The sequence below is a fragment of the Celeribacter persicus genome, assembly GCF_003050785.1.
Classification (GTDB): Bacteria; Pseudomonadota; Alphaproteobacteria; order Rhodobacterales; family Rhodobacteraceae; genus Celeribacter; species Celeribacter persicus.
This window is the reverse complement of record NZ_QAOH01000004.1, coordinates 176,347-197,172: the sequence shown is the minus strand read 5'-3', so window position 1 is coordinate 197,172 and position 20,826 is coordinate 176,347. Positions and strand designations below refer to the sequence as shown.

At 60.4% G+C, this 20,826-nt stretch carries 21 protein-coding genes; 12 read left to right on the top strand and 9 right to left on the bottom strand.

All coding sequences use genetic code 11. The annotated features are described in order from the left end of the window. From C8N42_RS07285 to C8N42_RS07275, 3 genes are read left to right on the top strand one after another with little or no spacing between them, the layout of a single operon-like run. Nucleotides 1–747, top strand: a complete 747-nt coding sequence (locus C8N42_RS07285) for a heme ABC transporter permease (protein ID WP_107815885.1) — start codon at nucleotides 1–3, stop codon at nucleotides 745–747. Beyond that, nucleotides 744–899 carry a heme exporter protein CcmD gene (ccmD, locus tag C8N42_RS07280; protein ID WP_170109240.1) on the top strand — a complete coding sequence of 52 codons (156 nt, stop codon included), beginning with the start codon at nucleotides 744–746 and terminating at the stop codon, nucleotides 897–899. Before C8N42_RS07285 ends, ccmD begins: the two co-directional genes overlap by 4 nt. After that, entirely contained in the window at nucleotides 892–1,431 is a 540-nt protein-coding gene (locus C8N42_RS07275) for a DsbE family thiol:disulfide interchange protein (RefSeq protein WP_107815883.1), read from the top strand. Before ccmD ends, C8N42_RS07275 begins: the two co-directional genes overlap by 8 nt. A 218-nt stretch (nucleotides 1,432–1,649) precedes the next feature. Here C8N42_RS07275 and C8N42_RS07270 read toward each other — a convergent pair whose 3' ends face one another. After that, on the bottom strand, nucleotides 1,650–2,927 hold the full coding sequence (locus C8N42_RS07270; protein WP_107815882.1) for an O-acetylhomoserine aminocarboxypropyltransferase/cysteine synthase family protein: 1,278 nt from the start codon (nucleotides 2,925–2,927) through the stop codon (nucleotides 1,650–1,652). 383 nt (nucleotides 2,928–3,310) lie between these two features. Between C8N42_RS07270 and arsC the strand changes: the two genes are divergently transcribed. After that, the gene (arsC, locus tag C8N42_RS07260) at nucleotides 3,311–3,652 is read left to right on the top strand and encodes an arsenate reductase (glutaredoxin) (protein WP_107815879.1); all 342 of its coding nucleotides are present in this window, start codon (nucleotides 3,311–3,313) and stop codon (nucleotides 3,650–3,652) included. Here arsC and C8N42_RS07255 read toward each other — a convergent pair. Beyond that, complete coding sequence (locus C8N42_RS07255; RefSeq protein ID WP_107815877.1) at nucleotides 3,636–4,388, bottom strand: helix-turn-helix transcriptional regulator; 753 nt, start codon at nucleotides 4,386–4,388, stop codon at nucleotides 3,636–3,638. The two genes, arsC and C8N42_RS07255, sit on opposite strands and share 17 nt — an antisense overlap. A gap of 108 nt (nucleotides 4,389–4,496) precedes the next feature. Between C8N42_RS07255 and C8N42_RS07250 the strand changes: the two genes are divergently transcribed. The 3 genes from C8N42_RS07250 (at nucleotide 4,497) to C8N42_RS07240 (ending at nucleotide 6,667) form a co-directional block, all read left to right on the top strand. After that, nucleotides 4,497–5,123, top strand: a complete 627-nt coding sequence (locus C8N42_RS07250) for a glutathione S-transferase family protein (RefSeq protein ID WP_107815876.1) — start codon at nucleotides 4,497–4,499, stop codon at nucleotides 5,121–5,123. Between the two features lie 59 nt (nucleotides 5,124–5,182). Next, on the top strand, nucleotides 5,183–5,800 hold the full coding sequence (locus tag C8N42_RS07245; RefSeq protein WP_107815875.1) for a flavin reductase family protein: 618 nt from the start codon (nucleotides 5,183–5,185) through the stop codon (nucleotides 5,798–5,800). 69 nt (nucleotides 5,801–5,869) lie between these two features. After that, complete coding sequence (locus tag C8N42_RS07240) at nucleotides 5,870–6,667, top strand: heme-dependent oxidative N-demethylase subunit alpha family protein (protein WP_107815873.1); 798 nt, start codon at nucleotides 5,870–5,872, stop codon at nucleotides 6,665–6,667. A gap of 88 nt (nucleotides 6,668–6,755) precedes the next feature. Here C8N42_RS07240 and acnA read toward each other — a convergent pair whose 3' ends face one another. Next, complete coding sequence (gene acnA / locus C8N42_RS07235; RefSeq protein WP_107815872.1) at nucleotides 6,756–9,503, bottom strand: aconitate hydratase AcnA; 2,748 nt, start codon at nucleotides 9,501–9,503, stop codon at nucleotides 6,756–6,758. A gap of 340 nt (nucleotides 9,504–9,843) precedes the next feature. Here acnA and C8N42_RS07230 point away from each other — a divergent pair, with 340 nt between their 5' ends. Together C8N42_RS07230 and C8N42_RS07225 are read left to right on the top strand one after the other, a co-directional pair. After that, entirely contained in the window at nucleotides 9,844–12,633 is a 2,790-nt protein-coding gene (locus C8N42_RS07230) for a bifunctional aconitate hydratase 2/2-methylisocitrate dehydratase (protein WP_107815870.1), read from the top strand. A gap of 179 nt (nucleotides 12,634–12,812) precedes the next feature. Continuing rightward, nucleotides 12,813–13,571, top strand: coding sequence for a DUF1223 domain-containing protein (locus C8N42_RS07225; RefSeq protein ID WP_211309154.1), 759 nt, complete (start codon nucleotides 12,813–12,815; stop codon nucleotides 13,569–13,571). 45 nt (nucleotides 13,572–13,616) lie between these two features. Here the strand turns inward: C8N42_RS07225 and C8N42_RS07220 are convergent, their stop codons facing one another. Together C8N42_RS07220 and C8N42_RS07215 are read right to left on the bottom strand one after the other, a co-directional pair. Then, nucleotides 13,617–14,576, bottom strand: a complete 960-nt coding sequence (locus C8N42_RS07220; protein ID WP_107815869.1) for a lysophospholipid acyltransferase family protein — start codon at nucleotides 14,574–14,576, stop codon at nucleotides 13,617–13,619. Continuing rightward, nucleotides 14,573–15,478 (bottom strand): DMT family transporter, encoded by a 906-nt coding sequence (locus C8N42_RS07215; protein WP_107815867.1) that lies wholly within the window; start codon nucleotides 15,476–15,478, stop codon nucleotides 14,573–14,575. The genes C8N42_RS07220 and C8N42_RS07215 overlap by 4 nt, the downstream gene beginning before the upstream one ends. A 139-nt stretch (nucleotides 15,479–15,617) precedes the next feature. On the opposite strand from C8N42_RS07215, the gene C8N42_RS07210 reads away from it, so the two are divergent. After that, nucleotides 15,618–16,160, top strand: coding sequence for a GNAT family N-acetyltransferase (locus C8N42_RS07210; RefSeq protein WP_107815866.1), 543 nt, complete (start codon nucleotides 15,618–15,620; stop codon nucleotides 16,158–16,160). A gap of 30 nt (nucleotides 16,161–16,190) precedes the next feature. On the opposite strand, the gene C8N42_RS07205 is transcribed toward C8N42_RS07210, so the two are convergent. From C8N42_RS07205 to purB, 3 genes are all read right to left on the bottom strand, one after another. Continuing rightward, entirely contained in the window at nucleotides 16,191–17,270 is a 1,080-nt protein-coding gene (locus C8N42_RS07205; RefSeq protein WP_342747966.1) for a flagellar motor switch protein FliG, read from the bottom strand. Nucleotides 17,271–17,386: 116 nt separating this feature from the next. Next, nucleotides 17,387–17,551 carry a hypothetical protein gene (locus tag C8N42_RS21580; RefSeq protein WP_170109239.1) on the bottom strand — a complete coding sequence of 55 codons (165 nt, stop codon included), beginning with the start codon at nucleotides 17,549–17,551 and terminating at the stop codon, nucleotides 17,387–17,389. Nucleotides 17,552–17,641: 90 nt separating this feature from the next. Then, nucleotides 17,642–18,946 carry an adenylosuccinate lyase gene (gene purB, locus C8N42_RS07200; protein WP_107815865.1) on the bottom strand — a complete coding sequence of 435 codons (1,305 nt, stop codon included), beginning with the start codon at nucleotides 18,944–18,946 and terminating at the stop codon, nucleotides 17,642–17,644. A gap of 229 nt (nucleotides 18,947–19,175) precedes the next feature. On the opposite strand from purB, the gene C8N42_RS07195 reads away from it, so the two are divergent. Together C8N42_RS07195 and C8N42_RS07190 are read left to right on the top strand one after the other, a co-directional pair. Continuing rightward, entirely contained in the window at nucleotides 19,176–19,604 is a 429-nt protein-coding gene (locus C8N42_RS07195; protein ID WP_170109238.1) for a GAF domain-containing protein, read from the top strand. A gap of 6 nt (nucleotides 19,605–19,610) precedes the next feature. Next, entirely contained in the window at nucleotides 19,611–20,027 is a 417-nt protein-coding gene (locus C8N42_RS07190; RefSeq protein ID WP_107815863.1) for a DUF6314 family protein, read from the top strand. A gap of 359 nt (nucleotides 20,028–20,386) precedes the next feature. On the opposite strand, the gene C8N42_RS07185 is transcribed toward C8N42_RS07190, so the two are convergent. After that, nucleotides 20,387–20,815: a DUF1284 domain-containing protein gene (locus C8N42_RS07185; protein WP_107815862.1), complete on the bottom strand. Its 429-nt coding sequence runs from the start codon at nucleotides 20,813–20,815 to the stop codon at nucleotides 20,387–20,389. Nucleotides 20,816–20,826: the final 11 nt, after the last annotated feature.

The window sequence follows — 20,826 nt, the reverse complement described above, 5'->3', positions numbered from 1 at the left end:
ATGGCCATCAACTGGAATGCCTTCTGGGAATGGGCAAATCCACGGAAATTCATGTGGTGGACCGACCGGGCGCTGCCGTATTTCGCGGTGCTGGCGGCGGTGATTTTCACCTCCGGTCTGGTCTGGGGCTTTTTCTTCACCCCCGATGACTATCGCCAGGGCGCGACGGTGAAGATTTTCTACATCCATGTCCCCTCCGCGATGATGGCGATCAACATCTGGGCGATGATGCTGGTGGCCTCGCTGATCTGGATCGTGCGGCGGCATCACGTCTCGGCCCTTGCGGCCAAATCCGCCGCCGCCATCGGGATGACCATGACGCTGATCGCGCTGTTCACCGGCGCGATCTGGGGCAAGCCGATGTGGGGCACCTATTGGGAATGGGACCCGCGGCTGACGTCGTTCCTGATCCTGCTGCTGTTCTATCTCGGTTACATGGCGCTTTGGGAAGCGATCGACAATCCGGATACGGCGGCGGATCTGACCTCGGTTCTGTGCCTTGTCGGGTCGGTCTTTGCGATCCTGTCGCGCTATGCCGTTCTCTTTTGGAATCAGGGTCTTCATCAGGGCGCGTCGCTGTCGATGGATGCCGAGGAGAACGTCGCCGACGTCTATTGGTATCCGGCGCTTGTGGCGATTGTGGGTTTTGTCCTGTTGTTCGTCACGCTCGTGCTCCTGCGCACCCGGACGGAGATTCGTGCGCGGCGTCTGCACGCGCTGGAAATGCGGGAAAGGGCGCAGCAATGATGCCGGATCTTGGAAAATATGCGGGCGATGTGTTGATGGCCTATGGAGTGACGTTGCTGCTTCTGGCTTTGCTCATCTGGCGCTCTCTGGCGCGCTCCGCGAAAATGAAACGTCTTTTGAAAGAGGCCGAGGAGCGTCGCAACCATGGCTAAGATCAATCCGCTTGTCGTGCTGCCGCTGGTGTTTTTTGCCGGTCTGGCCGGGCTCTTCATCTTTGGCATGGGGCGCGAGGATGCCCAGCAATTGCCAAGCTCTCAGATCGGTCGCGACGCGCCCTCGATTGCCACTGTGACGCCTCTGGGCGATCTGCCGCCGCTGACCGATGAGATGCTGCGCGACGGTAAGGTGAAACTGGTGAATTACTGGGCCTCCTGGTGCGCCCCCTGCCGCGCCGAGCACCCGCAGCTTGAGGCGCTTTCCGGGGAAGGCGTCACGATCTACGGCATCAACTACAAGGACGAGGCGGCCAACGCCCTGAAATTCCTTGGCGATCTCGGAAATCCTTATGCCGCCATCGGGCAGGACGAACCGGGCCGCACGGCGCTGGAATGGGGTGTCTATGGTGTTCCGGAGACCTACATCATCGACGGCGAGGGCAAGATCGCCTACCGCTTCGCCGGACCGATCACGGCGGAGATTGCAGAGAAATATATCAGGCCGGAGATCGCGAAGGCGGGGGAGTGAAACGGGGTAGCCGTCTCGTTTCCCTCCGTTGGAGATCACTGTTGTCTCTTCGATTTGGGCCGGTTCGTGTTTGGGGCGTGCGTTAAGCGTAATCAGATTAAGGTTAACGTGAGAGATGTTCGGAATGCGTTTATTGTTCGGATTTCAAACGTCCCTCAAAACACAAAGAAAAACCCGCCGAGTTCCGGCGGGTTTTGCATTTTTACCTGTGCACCTCCTCAGCTCAGCGCCTGATCCAGATCGGCGATCAGGTCGTTGGCATCCTCGATCCCGATCGAGAGACGCAGGATGTTCGGGCCGGCGCCAGCCTTGATCTGACCCTCGGGCGAAAGCTGACGGTGGGTCGTCGAGGCCGGGTGGATGATCAGCGACCGCGTATCGCCGAGGTTCGCCACATGGGAGAACAGCTCAAGCTTCGATACTGTTTCGACACAGGCGTCATAGCCACCCTTGAGTGCCACGGTGAACAGCGCGCCCGCGCCACGCGGACAAATCCGCGTCATCCGGTCGTAATATGGGGAGGAGGGTAGGCCGCTATAGGTCACCGCTTCGATCCGCGCGTCGCCTTCGAGCCAGTTGGCGATCTCGCGCGCGTTCTGGACGTGTTTCTGCATCCTGAGCGACAGGGTCTCGATCCCCATCAGCGTGTAATGCGCGGCCTGCGGGTTCAGTGTCATGCCGAGATCGCGCAGTCCCACGGCGATGCCATGGAAGGTGAAGGCCAGTTCGCCGAAAGTGTCTTGAAAATCAAGGCCATGATAGGCGGGTTCCGGTTCCGAGAGCGACGGAAACTTGCCGGAAGCCGCCCAGTCGAACTTGCCGCTGTCGATGACGCAGCCGCCGGTCACGGTGCCGTTGCCGGTGAGGAATTTCGTCATCGAATGCACCACGAGCGTCGCGCCATGCTCGATCGGGCGGCAGAGATAGGGCGTTGCCGAGGTGTTGTCGACGATCAGCGGAATCCCCGCCACATCGGCGATTTCGGCCAGTGCGTCGAGATCCATGATCGCGCCCGAGGGGTTGGCGAGGCTTTCGCAGAACAAGGCCTGGGTGTTCTCGTCGATCGCCGCGCGCACGGCGTCGAAATCGTCGAAATCAACGAATTTTGCCGACCAGCCGAAGCGTTTGAAGGTCTGGGTGAATTGCGTGAGTGTACCGCCATAAAGACGGGTCGAGGCGACGATGTTCTTGCCCGGTGCCATCAGCGGGAAAAGCGCCATGATCTGCGCCGCGTGACCGGAAGAACAGCACACTGCGCCCGCACCGCCTTCAAGTGCCGCCATGCGATTTTGCAAGGCGGAGATCGTCGGGTTGGTCAGGCGTGAATAGATGTAGCCGACCTCTTCGAGGTTGAAGAGGCGTGCCGCGTGCTCGGCATCTTTGAAGACATAGGCCGTGGTCTGGTAAATCGGCACCTGACGTGCGCCGGTGGCCGGGTCCGGTTCGGTTCCCGCATGCACCTGTATCGTGTCAAAGCCTTGTTTTCTTTCGGACATCTTGCCCTCCCAAATCGAAAGATCCCTGCGACATTACGCCCGGGGTGGGAGGGTTTCAACCGTCGGTATGTTCAGGAAGATCATGAGGCACATGCATGATGGGCACGGCCTGCACCGCACGTTCCACAGCATATCTCCCGTGACGGATCAGCCGTTCATTACCATAAGGATGAAGAAGGAGAGGAGGAGCAGGACTTCCGTTGCGGGCAGTGGAATATCGGTAAAGATCTGTTTCATGTGGATAGCAATAGACGGTAAAGGTTAATCAGACATCACTTGAATCGCGGCAGATTGGAAACATTGCGTTTCTCCTTTGTTCCCGGCTGGCTGGACCGGGGGAGACGTGCCTTCTGTTCCGAACAAAAATCAGGAAAGAGATCGGGATGACTCGTATCTATCACAACCCTCGCTGCTCGAAATCGCGTGAGACGTTGAAGCTGATCGAAGAGCAGGGGATCACGCCGGAGGTGGTGTTTTATCTCGAAACGCCGGTGTCGCGTGGCAAGTTGGCAGAACTTGTGGCCCGCTCGGGACTGCCCGCGAGCGCGTTCCTGCGTGCGAAAGAGGCGGAGGCGAAAGAGCTTGGAATCAGCGCCAAGTCCGATCCGGAGGCCATTCTCGACGCCATTGCGGCGCATCCGCGGTTGATGGAGCGCCCGGTGGTCGAGACAGAAAAGGGCGTGGCGCTTGGCCGCCCGCCCGAGGCCGTCAAAGCGGTGCTGTGAGATTTTCTTCGCGCATGATCCGGCGACCGTCCTCGCAATAGGGGGCAATCGCGTGGCGGGTTCTGAGCTCTGATATATAGTCGCGCAACATCGGCACCCGGCGGGGACGAAAGGAGCCTTTGGCCCATTCGAGCGACAGGATCGAACCGACGAGGAACTGCCGGAAGGCCCCGCGCAACCGGCAATGCGCCAGAAGCATCAGTTCCTCGTCGAGATAGACGATGGCCAGTGGCCAAATCTCGCGCCGGGTTTCCCGCCCCTGTCTGTCACGGTAGAAAAGCCGGAGCGCGCGTTCCTCCCAACAGGCCTGCCGGATCAGGGAAAGATCGGCTACATACTGTTTCTGCGGTAAATAGCGGTGAACCAACCCAACAGAATGTTCGATTTGTGCACGTTTTTCTTCGGGCAGGCTGGCGGTGATCTTCGCCAGAGCATCGCGTGCTGCCTGCGACAGGGCCGGATCGCCACGCAGCCGCACCTCGGAGAGACCCAGCACAAGCGCTTCGATCTCGATCTGCGTCAGGCTCTGTGGTGGCAGGGCGTAATCCTCGGTCAGCGTATAACCGAACCCCGCCTCGCCCTCGATCCGCGCGCCGCAAGCCCGGAGCGCGTCGATGTCACGGTAGAGCGTGCGTTGCGACACGCCCAACTCCTGCGCCAAATCCCCCGCCGTTACAGGCGGGTGCAGGCTGCGCAGGAGATGCATGAGGCGAAACAGGCGATCCGATTTGGCCATGAGGCCTCCTTTCGAGCCGATGATGCCAAAACCCTGCTGACGGTTTCTGACAGGATGAGCCTGCCATGCTTTTAAACAGTTGCAAAGACGGACCCGAAAGGACAGGCCATGCTCACTCTCCATCACGCTCCGAATTCCCGCAGTTCGCGGATCGTCACCCTGTTGATCGCGCTCGATGTGCTTGATCAGGTCGAAATACGTCTCACCGATATTCCACGCCAGGATGGAAGCGGCGCACGTGATCCGAACAATCCGCATCCCGAGGGCAAGGTGCCGCTGCTGATCACCGAAGAAGGCGAAATGATCCGGGAAAGCAATGCGATCCTGCTCTATCTCAGCGATCGGTTTCCCTCAGAGTTTGCGCCGCAGGTCGGGGAACCGGGGCGGGGAGCTTATCTGAGCTGGCTGTTCTGGTACGGCAATGTGTTGGAGCCGGTCTATATTCATCATCTGTCGGGGCTGTCGCATCGGCTTCTCGACATCACGTTTCGCGGCATGCCGGAAGCGGTGGCCTGTCTTGCGGCGGGGCTTGAAGGGCGCGACTTCCTGTTGGGCGATCATTACACCGTCGCCGATCTGTTAATTGCCTCGCCGTTTTTGTGGTTTTCCGAGGCCACGCCCGATGTGCCGGTGATCCGCGATTGGGTGGCGCGCTGTGCGGCCCAACCTTGCATCGCGCAATCCGCGACCTTCGATGCCAAGGCCGCGCAGGAGATGGGACTTTCGGTCGCCTGATTGTCATTCCCGTGTTCCTCTGTTTCTCTGGTCACATTCCGGCCAGAGAAACAGAGAAGATGCAGTTCGATTTCACCACGCTACCCGTCCGCGACCGCTACCGTCTGTTGACGAATTTCGTCGGGCCGCGCCCCATCGCGCTGGTGACGACGGTGAACCCAGACGGCACGCACAATGCGGCGCCGATGTCGTTTTTCAACGTGATGTCCTCTGATCCGCCGCTTCTGGTGCTCGGCATCGCCTCGAAACCGGAGCAGGAAAAAGACACCGCGGCCAACATCAGGCGCACAGGCGAGTTTGCCATTCACATGGTGGATATGGCGCTGTCCGAGGCGATGCTGATTGCTGGTCTCCCAGTGCCTTCGGGCGTTGACGAACTGGCTTTGGCAGGGGTCGAGACAGAACCTTGCACGGCGATTTCCGCGCCGAAGATCAAGGGCGCGTCATGCGTGTTCGAATGCCGGACCGAGCGCCTGCTCGATTGGACGAATCGGGTTCTGGTGATTGGCGAGGTGGTGCAGATGCATGTCCGGCGCGACTGTCTCGATGCCGAGGGGCGCTATGTGAACCCGGAGGCGTACCGGCCTATCGCGCGCCTGCATGGTGACAATTACGTGGGTTCCGACGATCAATTTGTGCTCACTGCGCCGCCATTGGAGGCGGTTTTCAAGGGCTGAGCGGCTGGTCTCAAGGATGCGCCGATCTGGCCCCTCCCGGTGCGCATAATTCCGGCGCAGCATTCCGTTATGGAGCCGATTCTACAGACAAAACTGAGCTTTGCCCCTTGGGCTGACCCACGCACCGCGCGGCTTCCGGGGGTGATCCCGTTCGAACTGGACGATTGGCTTGAGGTGGATACGGCTTATGGCGCGCAAATGGCGCTGCGCGATCAGCTGATCGCCACCACGCCGGAGGAGGTCGTGGCGTTGGACGAGAGCGCCCGCCCGGCAGCCTTGGAATTGCTCGACATGCTGCTCGGCCTGTTGCCGGGGCTGGGGTTTGGGGTGACGTCAGATGAGGTGACCCGCCCCGATGGCGTGACTGTTGCGTTGGATCGCGATTGGCCGATGCACACCATGGGGCGGCTCCTGCAATGCGACATCTGTCTGATGCAGCCGGACCCGACGGGCGAGACCGATGAGAGCGTGCTCACCGGCGCGGTGCTTTGTTTCCCCTCCGGTTGGCGTCTGCGGCAGAAATTCATGAAGCCCATGCTGCGGATTCATCAGCCGATCGAGATTTACACGCCCGATCTGGCCGCGCGGGTGCAGCGGATGATGAACGGGGTGCAGGAGGGCAGGGGGCTGATGCGCGGCACGGCGTCGCGTTCCGATGCGCATCTCTGCGATCCTCGCTCCGAAGGTGAGCTGCGCCATGGCACGAATACGTCGAAATACATCCGGGTGGAGCGGCAAAGCCTCGTGCGCCTGCCCGAAACGCGTGCGGTTGTTTTTACCATCCACACGCAGGTGGTGGAGCCTTCGGCGCTGACGCCCGAGCAGGCGGAGGCCCTGAAAGAGCGCCCAATCCGACTGGCGGATTGATCTTCGACCGTTTCCTTTGTGCCTTAAATACTCAAAACAAAAGCCCCGTGTCGCCACGGGGCTTTTGTGTGTCTGATGGGCGGTTCGCTTACGATTTCGCGAGGTTGCGCAGCACGTAATGCAGCACGCCGCCGTTTTCGATGTATTCGATCTCAGGCGCGGTATCTATGCGGCACTTGACCTTGATGGTCTTCGTCGAACCGTTGCCATAGGTGATCTCGCAATCCAGCGTCTCAAGCGGTTTCACGCTGTCGAGACCCATGATCGTGACAGTCTCGTCGCCTTTCAGCCCCAGCGTCTTGCGCGTGTCACCGCCGGTGAACTCAAAAGGCACGACGCCCATGCCAACGAGGTTCGAACGGTGGATACGCTCGAAGCTTTCCGCGATCACGGCCTTGACGCCCAGAAGCGCCGTGCCTTTCGCGGCCCAGTCACGCGACGAGCCGGCGCCGTATTGTTCGCCGCCGAACACGACCAGAGGCGTGCCCTGCGCCTGATAGGCCATGGAGGCCTCGTAGACGGAGGTTTGCTGTCCATCCGGGCCTTTGGTGTAGCCGCCTTCGACCCCGTCCAACATCTCGTTCCTGATGCGGATGTTGGCGAAGGTGCCGCGCATCATCACCTCGTGGTTGCCACGACGAGAGCCGTAGGAGTTGAACTCGCGCACCGGCACCCCGCGTTCGGTGAGGTATTTGCCCGCGGGCGTCGATTCCTTGAAGGAGCCCGCCGGAGAGATGTGGTCGGTGGTGACCATATCGCCGAGGATCAGGAGCACTTTTGCGCCCTCGATGTTCTGGATCGCGCCTTTCTCGGCTCCCATGCCCTGGAAGTACGGCGGGTTCTGGATGTAGGTCGATTCCGGCGGCCAGTCGTAGGTCTCTCCTCCCGAAACCTTCACGCCCTGCCATTTCTCGTCGCCCTTGAACACATCGGCGTATTTCTTGAGGAAGGCCTCGCGGGTCACGGTCTTGTCGACCAGTTCCGCGATTTCCGCGTTGGTCGGCCAGATGTCCTTCAGGAAGACATTGTTCCCGTCCTTGTCCTGACCGATCGGTTCGGAAGACAGGTCGATGTTCATGTCTCCGGCGATGGCATAGGCCACAACGAGCGGCGGGGAGGCGAGGTAGTTGGCGCGCACGTCGGGGGAGATGCGGCCTTCGAAGTTGCGGTTGCCCGAGAGCACGGATGTGGCGATCAGATCGCCTTCCGCGATGGCTTCCGAGAGTTCCGGCGCGATGGGGCCGGAGTTGCCGATACAGGTGGTACAGCCATAGCCCACGAGGTTGAACCCGATGGCATCCAGATCTTCCTGAAGACCGGCGGCCTCCAGATATTCGGTCACCACCTGCGAGCCCGGCGCGAGGGAGGTTTTCACCCAGGGCTTGCGATTGAGGCCCAGAGCACGGGCTTTGCGCGCGACAAGCCCCGCGCCGATCATCACATAGGGGTTCGAGGTGTTGGTACAGGACGTGATTGAGGCGATCACCACGGAGCCGTCATGCAACTCGTAATCCTGACCTTTGACGGCTTGGGATTTCCTGATCTCGACGGATTTCGTCGCAGCGGGGCCTTCGTCCAGCATGTCCTTGGCTTCGTCCGAGACGTCGATGCCCCGGTAATCGGCGACCACTTTCGCAAAGGACGCGGCGGCGTCCGTCAGCGCGACATAGTCCTGCGGGCGTTTCGGGCCGGAGATCGCCGGAACGATGGTGCCCATGTCGAGGTGCAGGGTCGAGGAATAGATCGGCTCGTAATCGGCCCCGCGCCAGAGGCCGTTTTCCTTCGCATAGGCTTCGACGAGAGCAATGCGGTCTTCGTCGCGGCCGGTCTGACGGAGGTAGCGCAGGGTTTCATTGTCAATCGGGAAGAAACCACAGGTCGCGCCGTATTCCGGGGCCATGTTGGCAATCGTCGCCCGCTGAGACAGCGGCAGATTGTCGAGGCCGTTGCCGTAGAATTCGACGAACTTGCCGACAACGCCATGTTTGCGGAGCATTTCGACGACCTTGAGCACGAGGTCCGTGCCGGTGGTGCCCTCGACCATCTCGCCGGTGAGTTTGAAGCCCACGACCTCGGGGATCAGCATGGAAATCGGCTGGCCGAGCATGGCGGCTTCTGCCTCGATCCCGCCGACGCCCCATCCGAGAACAGCCGCGCCGTTAACCATGGTGGTGTGGCTGTCTGTGCCGACGAGCGTGTCAGGATAGGCGACGAGGGCGCCATCCGGGTCGGTGTCGGTCCAGACGGTCTGGGCCAGATATTCCAGGTTCACCTGGTGACAAATCCCGGTGCCCGGGGGGACGACGCGGAAGTTCTCGAACGCGGTCTGACCCCATTTGAGGAACTGGTAGCGTTCCATGTTGCGCTCGTATTCGCGGTCCACGTTCATCTGGAAAGCGCGCGGATTGCCAAATTCGTCGATCATCACCGAGTGGTCGATCACGAGATCGACGGGCACCAGCGGGTTGATCTTTTTCGCGTCGCCGCCGAGCGCCTTGATCCCGTCACGCATGGCGGCAAGGTCGACGACGGCGGGCACGCCGGTGAAGTCCTGCATCAGGACACGGGCCGGGCGATAGGCGATCTCGCGCGGGTTCTGCCCACCTTTTTCGGCCCACTCGGAGAAGGCCTTGATGTCATCCGTGGAGACGGAAAAGCCACCGTCCTCGAAACGCAGAATGTTTTCGAGAACGACTTTCAGGGATGCGGGGAGTTTGGAGAAATCGCCAAAACCGGCATCTTGCGCGGCAGGGATCGAGTAATAGGCGATTTTCTGTCCGTTCACCTCAAGCTCGCGGCGGGTTTTTGCGGTATCTTTACCGACAACAACAGTCATGGGGACCTCCGGATATGTGAAACTGCGTGGCGGAATGCGTGATTCCGCCTGCGTGGTGCTGCCCGAAACTTAGTCTTTTTGCGGGCTTTGTCCATGATGCTGATCACATCTGCACAATGATTCGGGCAGACGTGTGCAGGAGTCTGAGATGTGCACAGATGCCCGGATGTGAGGGCACGCAAAGGAGTGAAAAAGCGCAGAGAATCCACTTCGACAGTGCCGGGTGTCTTGCAAGAGGAAATCGCATGGTATACTTTTGCATACAAATCTGGGGAGTCGGGTTTCACAGCAAATCGTGGCCCGGCTCCCGAGCTTTCGTCACCAACTCTCAGGGATCGTCATGAGCTTGTACACCGACTACCTAACCGAAATCGAAACCCGCAAAGGTGAGGGTCTGCACCCCAAGCCCATCGACGATGGCGCGCTGGTCGAAGAGCTGATCGCACATATCGAAGACGAGGGCAGCGAACACCGCAAGGATTGTCTGAATTTCTTCATCTACAACACCCTGCCGGGCACCACGTCTGCCGCGGGTGTGAAGGCGGCCTTCCTCAAGAAAATCATTCTGGGCGAGGCCAAGGTGGCCGAGATCACCCCGGATTTCGCTTTTGAGTTGCTGTCCCATATGAAGGGTGGGCCTTCCATCGAAGTGTTGCTCGACATCGCGCTGGGCGACGATGCTGCGCTGGCCGCAAAAGCCGCAGACGTGCTCAAGACTCAGGTCTTCCTCTATGAGGCCGATACCGATCGCCTGAAAGCCGCCTATAAGGCCGGCAGTGCGGTCGCCAAGGACATTCTGCAAAGCTACGCCAAGGCCGAATTCTTTACCAAACTTCCCGAGGTCGAGGAAGAGATCAAGGTCGTCACCTATATCGCTGCCGAGGGCGACATTTCCACCGATCTCTTGTCCCCGGGCAATCAGGCGCACTCGCGTTCCGACCGTGAATTGCACGGCAAATGCATGATCACGCCCGAGGCGCAGGCGGAAATTCAGGAGCTTCAGAAAAAGCACCCCGAAGCCCGCGTCATGCTGATTGCGGAAAAGGGCACCATGGGTGTGGGTTCGTCGCGGATGTCCGGCGTCAACAACGTCGCGCTCTGGACCGGCAAACAGGCCTCCCCCTACGTGCCTTTCGTCAATATCGCGCCCGTGGTGGCCGGGACCAACGGCATTTCGCCGATCTTCCTCACCACCGTCGGCGTGACCGGCGGCATTGGGCTCGATCTCAAGAACTGGGTCAAGAAGCTCGACGAGAACGGCAAGCCGGTGCTCGATGAGAATGGCGATCCGATTTTGGAGCAGAAATACTCGGTCGAAACCGGCAAGGTGCTGACCATCAACACCAAGGAAAAGAAACTCTACGACGCTGACGGCACTGAACTGGCCGATGTTTCGTCTGCCTTCACACCGCAGAAGATGGAATTCATGAAGGCCGGTGGCTCCTATGCCGTCGTCTTCGGCAAAAAGCTCCAGACCATTGCCGCCGAAACTCTCGGTGTCGAGCCGCCGCTGGTTTTTGCACCCTCGAAAGAGATCACCAATCCGGGGCAGGGCCTCACCGCCGTTGAAAAGATCTTCAACAAGAACGCCGTGGGTGTGCTGGCCAAGGAACCGCTGCTTGCGGGGTCTGACGTGCGTGTGAAAGTCAACATCGTGGGGTCTCAGGACACTACGGGTCTCATGACCTCGCAGGAGCTTGAAGCCATGGCCGCGACCGTGATTTCGCCTTGCGTGGACGGTGCCTATCAGTCTGGCTGTCACACGGCGTCGGTTTGGGACAAGAAGGCGCAAGCCAACATCCCCAAGCTCATGGCCTTCATGAACAAATTTGGCCTGATCACCGCGCGCGACCCTGAGCATCACTATCACGCCATGACCGACGTGATCCACAAAGTGCTGAACGATATCACCGTGAGCGATTGGGACATCATCGTGGGCGGCGACTCTCACACCCGCATGTCCAAAGGCGTGGCCTTCGGGGCTGACTCCGGCACCGTGGCTCTGGCGCTGGCGACCGGTGAGGCGACCATGCCGATCCCGGACTCTGTGAAAGTGACCTTCAAAGGTCAGATGAAGGACTATATGGATTTCCGCGATGTGGTGCACGCGACCCAGGCGCAGATGCTCAAGCAATGCGGCGACAACGTCTTCCAGGGCCGTGTGATCGAGGTTCATATTGGCACGCTGCTGGCCGATCAGGCATTTACCTTCACCGACTGGACCGCGGAGATGAAGGCGAAAGCCTCCATCTGTATCTCCAATGACGACACGCTGATCGGTTCGCTGGAATTGGCGAAATCCCGCATTCAAGTGATGATCGACAAGGGCATGGAAAACGAGGCGGGCACGCTTCAGGGCCTGATCGACAAGGCGGACAAGCGCATCGCCGAGATCAAATCCGGCGAGAAACCGGCGCTGACCCCGGACGAGAACGCGAAATACTTCGCCGAAGTTGTGGTCGATCTCGACCTGATCGACGAGCCGATGATCGCCGACCCGGACGTGAACAACCCCGACGTGTCCAAGCGCTATACCCACGACACCATTCGCCCGGTTTCCTACTACGGCGCGGAGAAAAAGGTCGATCTGGGCTTTGTCGGCTCCTGCATGGTGCACAAGGGCGACATGAAAATCGTCGCTCAGATGCTCAAGAACCTCGAAAAAGAGACTGGCAAGGTCGAATTCAAGGCCCCGCTCGTGGTCGCGGCACCGACCTACAACATCATCGACGAGTTGAAGGAAGAGGGCGACTGGGAAGTGCTTCAGAAATACTCGGGGTTTGAGTTCGACGATCTCTTCCCGAAAGCGCAGGCGCGCACCGAGTATGAGAACACGCTCTATCTCGAACGTCCGGGCTGTAACCTCTGCATGGGTAACCAGGAGAAAGCCGAGAAGGGCGACACCGTGCTTGCGACCTCGACCCGCCTGTTCCAGGGCCGGGTCGTGGAAGACTCTGCTGAGAAGAAAGGCGAAAGCCTTCTCGCCTCGACGCCGGTGGTGGTGCTCTCCGCCATTCTGGGCCGTACGCCGACGCTCGACGAGTACAAGAAGGCGGTCGAAGGCATCGACCTGACCAAATTCGCACCGCCGCTGCAAGTGCCGGCCACGTCGAAATCGGCACATTTCTGATCCCGGTTTCGATCTGAGTGGTCAAAGCAATCGAGGGGGCGGTGCAGCAATGTGCCGCCCCTCTTTGATTACATTCGGTTTTCGGGAAATCTTGTTCGCTGTAACAGCTTCTCGCAAATCCTTGATTGGCCTCCGGCGCGTTCTCGGCTTAGACCTGTAGGGCAACTGACGGAGCCTTCATGCAACAGATCCTGACACACCTGACCCGTATCCTCCCCCGATCCCGTGGGAAGTTTCTGGTCGCGGGGGTTCTGGCCACTCTGTCCTCCCTGCCCGCAATGGCCGACCCGGACGACAATCTCGTGGTGGTGGAACTCTTCACCTCGCAGGGGTGTTCCTCCTGTCCGCCCGCCGATGCGATGATGCAGGAGCTTGCGACCCGTCAGGGGGTCTTGCCGCTCTCCTTGCATGTCGATTATTGGGACTACATCGGCTGGCGCGATGAGTTTGCGCAACCGCAATTCACCCTGCGCCAGAAGGCCTATGCCCACGCCATCGGAAAACGCACCATCTACACGCCGCAGATCATCGTGCAGGGGGCGGATTTTCTGGTCGGTGCGAAACCGATGCGGCTGGCCGACATGGTGCTGCGCCAGATGAGCACGCCGCCCGCGCCGGTCGATCTTACCTTGAGCCGTGAGGGTGAGCGTCTGTCGATCACGGCAGTACCCGAAGGCCCTCTGCCATCCGCGATGCGGCTCCAGATCGTGCGTTTCGATCCGCATGAACGTGTCACTATTGAGCGCGGCGAAAATGCCGGGCGCGTGGTCGATTACAGCAATATCGTCACCGATTGGCGGCCGCTGGCGGAATGGAACGGGCTTGCGCCTCTGGTCGTGACCGTCGACACGAACGGTCCGGACAGCGTGGCCGTGATCCTTCAGGCCGCAACGCCGGCAGGACCAGGACCGATCCTTGCGGCCAGTCGTCTCGATTGAGGCGAGCAACCTGAGCGGCCCGGCGCCCGGCACCGAACGCGCCGCCTATTTCCTGTCCGACTTGCCCTCAGCCACGCTATGACGCGCCGCTTCTTCAAGTTTCGCCCGCCGACGCGCCTGACGTTCGGGTTTCCAACGGCGGTGAATCCAGAACCATTGTTCCATATGCTGACGGGTGATTGCTTCGAGACTGTCGTTGAGCGCCTGCGCCATCTCCTCGGCCGTGGTGTGTGGCACGGGGGCTTCGACCTGCACCCGGAAATGTAGCCCATCCTCAAGTCGAACGCCGTAGATCGGCACCAGAAGCGCGTCGTATTTCAGCGCCAGTTCGGCCGCCGAAAGCGCCGTCGGGGCGGGTTGGCCGAAGAATGTCAGCATTGCGCCCTCATTGACGTAAACATCCGACAGGAACCCGATCATGCCGCCGGATTTCAGATGTTTCAAAAGCTGGGCATAGCCCCGACGTCCGCGCGGAAACAACGGCTGGCCGATGGTGCCGATCGCCTTCACATAATGTTCGTTGAAGAACTTGTTCTTCATCGGATTGTAGAGCGAGCCGACATCGTAGCCATGGGCAATGAGGGCGGCGCGTGGCACGTCGTAATTGCCGAAATGCCCGGTGTGCAGGATCACGGGACGGCGATTGTCACGCGCCTCGCGCAGGATCTCTGCGCCCGGCCCCTCGAACCGGATGTCCTTCATCCTGGCGATGAACTCGGGGCCGGAATAAATCTCGATCAGGGTGCGCCCGGCGTTGTCCGGCACCGCGCGCATCAGCCTCCTGATCTCGGCCTCCGGCATATCCGGCATCACATGGTGCAGGTTTGCGCGCACCCGTTTGGTATAGCCCGCCAGCGGTGCAAACACATGCGCCATGAACCAGCCCATGGTGCGCACGCGCATGCGATAGGGTAGAGCGAGGGCCAGAGACAACAGGCCGCGCGTGGCGAGGTTGCCAAGGTACTGGCCCAATGTGCCCTCGATCTCTCCGCGCCTGATCTTCATGGCTGCCCCATCTCCTCGGGCACGGGTTCCGCCGTGCCGCTCTTGCGTTCCCGATGCCAGACATAGAGCCCGGCGCCCACGATCACAAGGGCGCCCAAAACGGTCCAGCGGTCTGGCACCGTGCCGAAGATTAACAGCCCCCAACCGGAAGCCGCCAGAAGCCCTACATAGGTGAAAGGCGCAATCGCAGAGGCTTCAGCGACCGCATAGGCGCGGATCATCATCAACTGACCGACGGTGCCGAGACAGCCGATCAGCACCATGAGCGCGATTGCTGGCCCGTCCGGAGCAACCCAGCGAAAGGGCACGATAAGGCTCATCACCCCGGTGCAGATCAGCCCGGAATACAACAACCCGGTGAGCGGACTTTCCTTGAGGCCGATGTAGCGCGTCGCCAGAGCATAGCCCGCGAGACAGGTTGCCGAGCCCAGAGGCCAGAGCGAAGCGGGGGAGAACACCGCAGCACCCGGACGGATGACGATCAGTGCGCCGATCAGTGCCGCGCCGATCCCGGCCATGCGGCGCGCGCCAACCTTTTCGCCCAGAAGGAGCGCCGCGCCCAGTGTGATCAGCACCGGGGCGAGATCGGCGACGGCGGTCGCCTCCGCCAAACCCAGCGTGCGGATGGCATTGAAGAAACAGGCGGCGGCCGCGAGTTGCATCAACCCGCGCGCCAGTTGCAGCCAGGGGTGTTCGGTCCGCAGGGCGCGTGTAAGGCGTGGGGCGAAGATCAGCACGAGGACCAAGAGCTGGCCGCCGTAACGGGCCCAGAGCACCTGCGAGAGATCGACCCGCTGGCCCAGAAGCTTGGCGGTCATGTCCATCGAGGAAAACACGGTGACGGAGATCAACATGTAGAGGATGCCGCGCGATTGCGCGGGCAGGCGGGAAAACCAGATCATCCGCGGACGCTAGGGGCGGGCGGCGGATTTGTCCATATGGCCGGGGCAAGCCGGTTGTGCGATGCTGACGAAGGTCGGTGTTGCTTCGCAACCGTTGAGACGTAAACTCTGCCGGACTGATTTGTTCAAAGGTTTTCCGATGCCCATTCCGACCGTGCGCTTGCGTGCGCCTTGCGATACCGATGTGGAGGCGCGCATGATCCATCCGCCTTCGCCGGAAATCCTGCGGATGTACGGTTATACCGGCAAGTTTGCCGGGGCGACCTCGCGTCGGGCGGCGGAACAGTGGTTGCAGCAAATCCGTGAGTCGGATTGGGGACAGGTGATCGAGGTGGATGGCAGGCTGGCCGGGCAGGTGCGGTTGCATGACCTCAACCGGGAGGACAGGCGTGCGCGGCTGGCGATCGGGCTGGTGGCGGAGGCGTTTCTCGGGCGCGGGATCGGACGGGCCGCGATCGCGCTGGCGCTTGAGCAGGCATTCGGGGAGATGGGGCTTCATCGCGTCGATCTTCGGGTACTGGCCTTTAACGCGCGCGCGATCCGCTGTTATGAGGCGGCAGGGTTCCGGCGTGAGGGTGTCGAACGCGAAACGGTTCTGATGGACGGCGTCTGGCAGGACGATGTGATCATGTCCATTCTCGAAGGGGAATATCGGACGTGCAAGCACGCAGATGAAGCGTGACAGGGCCCGCGCCCTGTCATCTCCGGTCGATCAATCATCCCCGGTCAAAAGGAAAATCTCGCCCGTGGCTTCGAGGTCGCGGATGCCTGCGACCACGGCGTTCATCGCCTCTTCGGCATCGCTCTCTTTCACCTTGCCGAGGGTGGCCATTTCTTCGCGCAGGCTTTCGGCCATGCGTTTCGACATGTTGGAGAGGATGAATTCGGTGGAGGTGGCGGCCTCGCCCGCAGCGCCTGCAAGCGCCTTGATCAACACATCCTGTTCGACGGTACGAACCACTTTGGCGACATCGCGCGGGTCGATCCGGGTGGCGATGTTGGCATAGGTGAAGATGTTCTTGCGCACCTGCGCGGCGAAATCCCTGTCGGTCTCATCGAGCCCTTCGAGCACGCCGTCGCGGGTCGTGGAGGAGGAGAAGTTGAGGATGGCACCGACCCGTTCCGGCGGCTCTTCCTCGAAGGCGGCAGAAGGCTGGGCATCGAGCTGGGCAGCCAGCGAAATGCCGATCCGCTGCACCACCTCGGGAGAAACGCCGGAGGTGAGCGAGATGGCATAGGCGACACGCCGGGCGCGCTCTCCGGGCAGCATGGACATGAGTTGGGCGGCTTTCGAAACCTTGAGTTTCGAGAGGAGCACCGCCCCCACTTCGACGCTTTCCTCCTGTAGGATCGGCAGCAGGCGGGAGATGTCCACGTCCGAGATGCGCTGCCACGGGTCGCCGGTGAACGAGAACCCGGCGTTCGAACGCAGTTTCGAGGCAGTGGTGGGAGAGATCGTGCCGTCGAGCACCTTCAAAGCGCCCTCCAGCCCGCCAGGAAAGGAGAGACCGATGGCCTCAATCTCTTCGAGGAATTCCTCGACCACGGAGGTCAGCGTGTGCTTGTCGATATAGCGCAGTTCGGTGAGCTGATGCGCCAACTCGACTTGCATCTCCTCCGGGAAATTCACCAGCGGCAGCCTGACCTCCTGGCCCGCGAGCAATTTGACGATGATCGCCGCTTTCGCTCTTTTCGGCAGGTGCGCGGGCATACGTGACACTGGCGAAGGTATGTCGAAATCGGGCATTCCTCCGATATTACCGAGATCGGGCAGGCTCCCCATGTCGTTCATTTGCGGCAATCCGTCCACAGGCGCTCCACTCGCGATTCACTCGTCGTTATCCCAACATCCACGACGAGGCTTAACGAGAGGTGACTGGCGGACAAAAATTTGCCGAGAATTGTTCCTTATCCGACGATCTGTTCGACGCAGGTGCCGGATTCCTTGTCCCATGTGTAGCCTTCCGCGCAGGAGGCGAGTTTTTGTTCATGGGGGCAAGTGAAATCCTGCGCCGCAAGCGGAGCGGAGAGAGGGGCGAGCAGGGCGAGGGCGAGAAGCGTGCGTTTCAACATGAAAATCTCCCGAAAACGAAGTGCTTTCGGGAGATCGTATCACAGAATCGGTGATTTTCTCAGGGTTTTGCGCTTGGAGCTGTGGCGGGGTTATTCGCCAAAAACCCGCCTGAAGATCGTGTCGACGTGTTTGGTGTGATAATCCATGTCGAATTTCTCGTTGATCCCGTCGACGCCAAGGGCCGCGACCACGTCCTTGTCGGCCACAAGCTGTTCGCGGAAATCGACGCGATCTTCCCAGACTTTCAAGGCGTTGCGCTGCACCATCGTATAGGCGTCCTCGCGCGATACACCGGCCTGGGTGAGCGCCAGAAGAACGCGCTGGGACATTACGAGCCCTGGGAACTTGTTCATGTTGGCGAGCATGTTCTCCGGGAAAATCAGCATTTTCTCGACCACGCCTGCGAGACGGTTGAGCGCGAAATCGAGGGTGATCGTCGCATCAGGCCCGATGCCGCGTTCGACGGAAGAGTGCGAAATATCACGCTCGTGCCAGAGCGCCACGTTTTCCATTGCGGGCACCACGGTCATGCGGACAAGGCGTGCGAGACCGGTGAGGTTTTCGGTCAGGACCGGGTTCTTCTTGTGCGGCATGGCCGAGGAGCCTTTCTGCCCCATGGAGAAGAATTCCGCACCCTCAAGCACTTCGGTGCGCTGCATGTGGCGAATCTCAATGGCGACGTTCTCGATCGAGGAAGCGATGACGCCGAGGGTCGCGAAGAACATGGCGTGACGGTCGCGCGGAATGACCTGCGTGGAGATCGGCTCGGGCTTGAGGCCCATTTTCTCGCAGACATGTTCCTCAACGGCCGGGTCGATATTGGCGAAGGTACCGACCGCACCGGAGATTGCGCCGGTGGAGATCTCTTCTTTCGCGGCCTGAAGCCGGGCCTTGTTGCGGTCCATTTCGGCGTAGAACCGTGCGAAGGTCAGGCCCATGGTGGTCGGTTCGGCATGAATGCCATGGGACCGACCGACGCGGACGGTATATTTGTGCTCCATCGCGCGGGTTTTGAGCGCGGCGAGCACCTTGTCGAGATCGGTCAGAAGGATGTCGGCGGCGCGCATGAGTTGGACGTTGAGGCAGGTGTCGAGAACGTCCGAGGAGGTCATGCCTTGGTGGACAAACCGCGCCTCTTCAGAACCGACATGTTCGGCGAGGTGGGTGAGAAAAGCGATGACGTCATGTTTGGTCACGGCCTCGATTTCGTCGATGCGATCCACGTCGAACTCGACATCCTTGGCCTTCCACACCGCATCCGCGTTTTCCTGCGGGATCACGCCGAGTTTCGCCTGTGCGTCGCAGGCATGAGCCTCGATCTCGTACCAGATTTTGAACTTGGTGGCGGGTTCCCAGATGTCGACCATCTCTTTGCGGGCATAACGGGGGATCATCGGCAGGCCTTTCGATTGCAAACGCGTCGCGGGTCTCATACGGCGAAGGGGGCTTGCACGCAAGCCGCCGAGCCGCGCAAAACACTTTCAGGACCCGGTCCACGCGTGTTAGACTGCTGTTCTATGAGAGCCTCCTGTAACAGTCTTGTGCCACAAGTGCGTTGCGAAGTGCTTTCTCGGCTTTAGGGATGAGGCCAGATAGTCTGTGTTTGTTGAAGATGATCCTCAAGTGAGGGAGATCGCATTCGATCTCCACTCACAAATCGCGCCTTCCGGTGTGCTGATCTACCGTGCTTTGCCGTCAGAGGTGGGCACGCAGCTTGAGGTGCTCAGCAACACCGATCATCCGGTGGGGCTGCAACTCGATCGGGTTTTGCCGCCAGAAAACACCATCGGTCATCTGGTGGTCGATCTCGATCGTGAACTTGTCATCGACGATACGCTCGTGCATCCGCTGGTCAAAGATACGGGGGCGGTCACCGTCATGGGAATCATGGCCTATGTTGGGGTGCCCTGCCGGTTTCGTGGCCGCCCCTTCGGTGGCATATCCGCGGTTGCAACGCATCGACGTTCCTGGTCCCATGAGGAGGTGCAGGCCGTACGCGACAGTGCCCGTGCGCTCGAACGCCTCGCCATCGAGCGGCACGGCGGGTTATAAGGCGGCATGATCATACTGGACGATTTCGCGGGGGAGTGGTGTCTGTCCCGACATATCGAGGATGCCTTGGCAAAGGGCACGGCGCGGCTCGAAGGCTTCTGCCGGTTCGAGCCACAGGAGGGCGGGCTACTTTGTACCGAAGGCGGCACACTGAGCCTGCCGGGGCGGGAGACGGGTTTCACGGCGGAGCGGCGTTATCTCTGGCAGACCGATCCGATAGGGATTGCCGTGTTTTTTGACGACGGGCAGTTTTTCCATCGGTTCGACCCGAACGATCCCGCTCCCCGGGCGGACCACGACTGCGCCCCGGATGCCTATGCTGTGCGTTACGATTTTTCCAATTGGCCGCTCTGGTCCGCCGTCTGGCGGGTCAGGGGGCCGCGCAAGGATTACCTGTCGAAGTCGATCTATCGGAGGGGGTAAACGGCGGCGCCATTCGTTTGCCCGGATGACGACTGTCGGGTGTTGTGTCCCTCAACCGTTACAGGCACAGCCCGGAGGTTGGTGACAGGCCTTGTCCCGGCTGATGCAGCTATTGCCGCAGGCATATCCTTTGCGACAGACTTTGCAGCAGGCGGCCTCATAAATTTGTGGCGCGGTTTGCCGCTGACTCGTCAGCAGGCTTTGCCACAGGTCGATGGGCGGGGGCGTTCGTGCAGGGCCGTCCGCAAAGGCAGACCAAGGGGTAATGAGGCTCAGGGCCAGAAGAACGTGTTTCATGAGAATGAGTCCGGTCGAAATGAATGACCCATTCTAACAAAGGTTAACAAAAGGTAAAGGATTCACCCAACGGACGGGAAAACCCGGGTTGCGACATAGCCCTTTGCCGCAATCTGCGTACATAGCGCCTCCCAGTCACAGCCGGTGCAGGCGTCGCGGATTTCATTGCTGGTAAAGGCCGCTCTGAGCCGGGTGATTGTCTCGGGAGAGAGTTGGGTCCGTGTGCCGGGGGCGATCTCCATCGCCAAAATACGCCCCACATCCCGCGCCGCTAAAGCATCGCGCGAGATCACGGAGGCACCGTGGCAATGTTCGCTCATGTCACAGGCAATCGGTGCGCAAATATCGTCCGGCCCGTCCGTGATTTCAATCTCCTCCCCGTCGTTGAGACGCGCGACGATCCGGTCGTAATTTTCGACGAAAGTAGGGGAGTAGCCTTTGCCGACATAGGTGAGCAGACAAAGGAGATGATGGGGGCGGAGGTGGATCATGTAGACGGGAT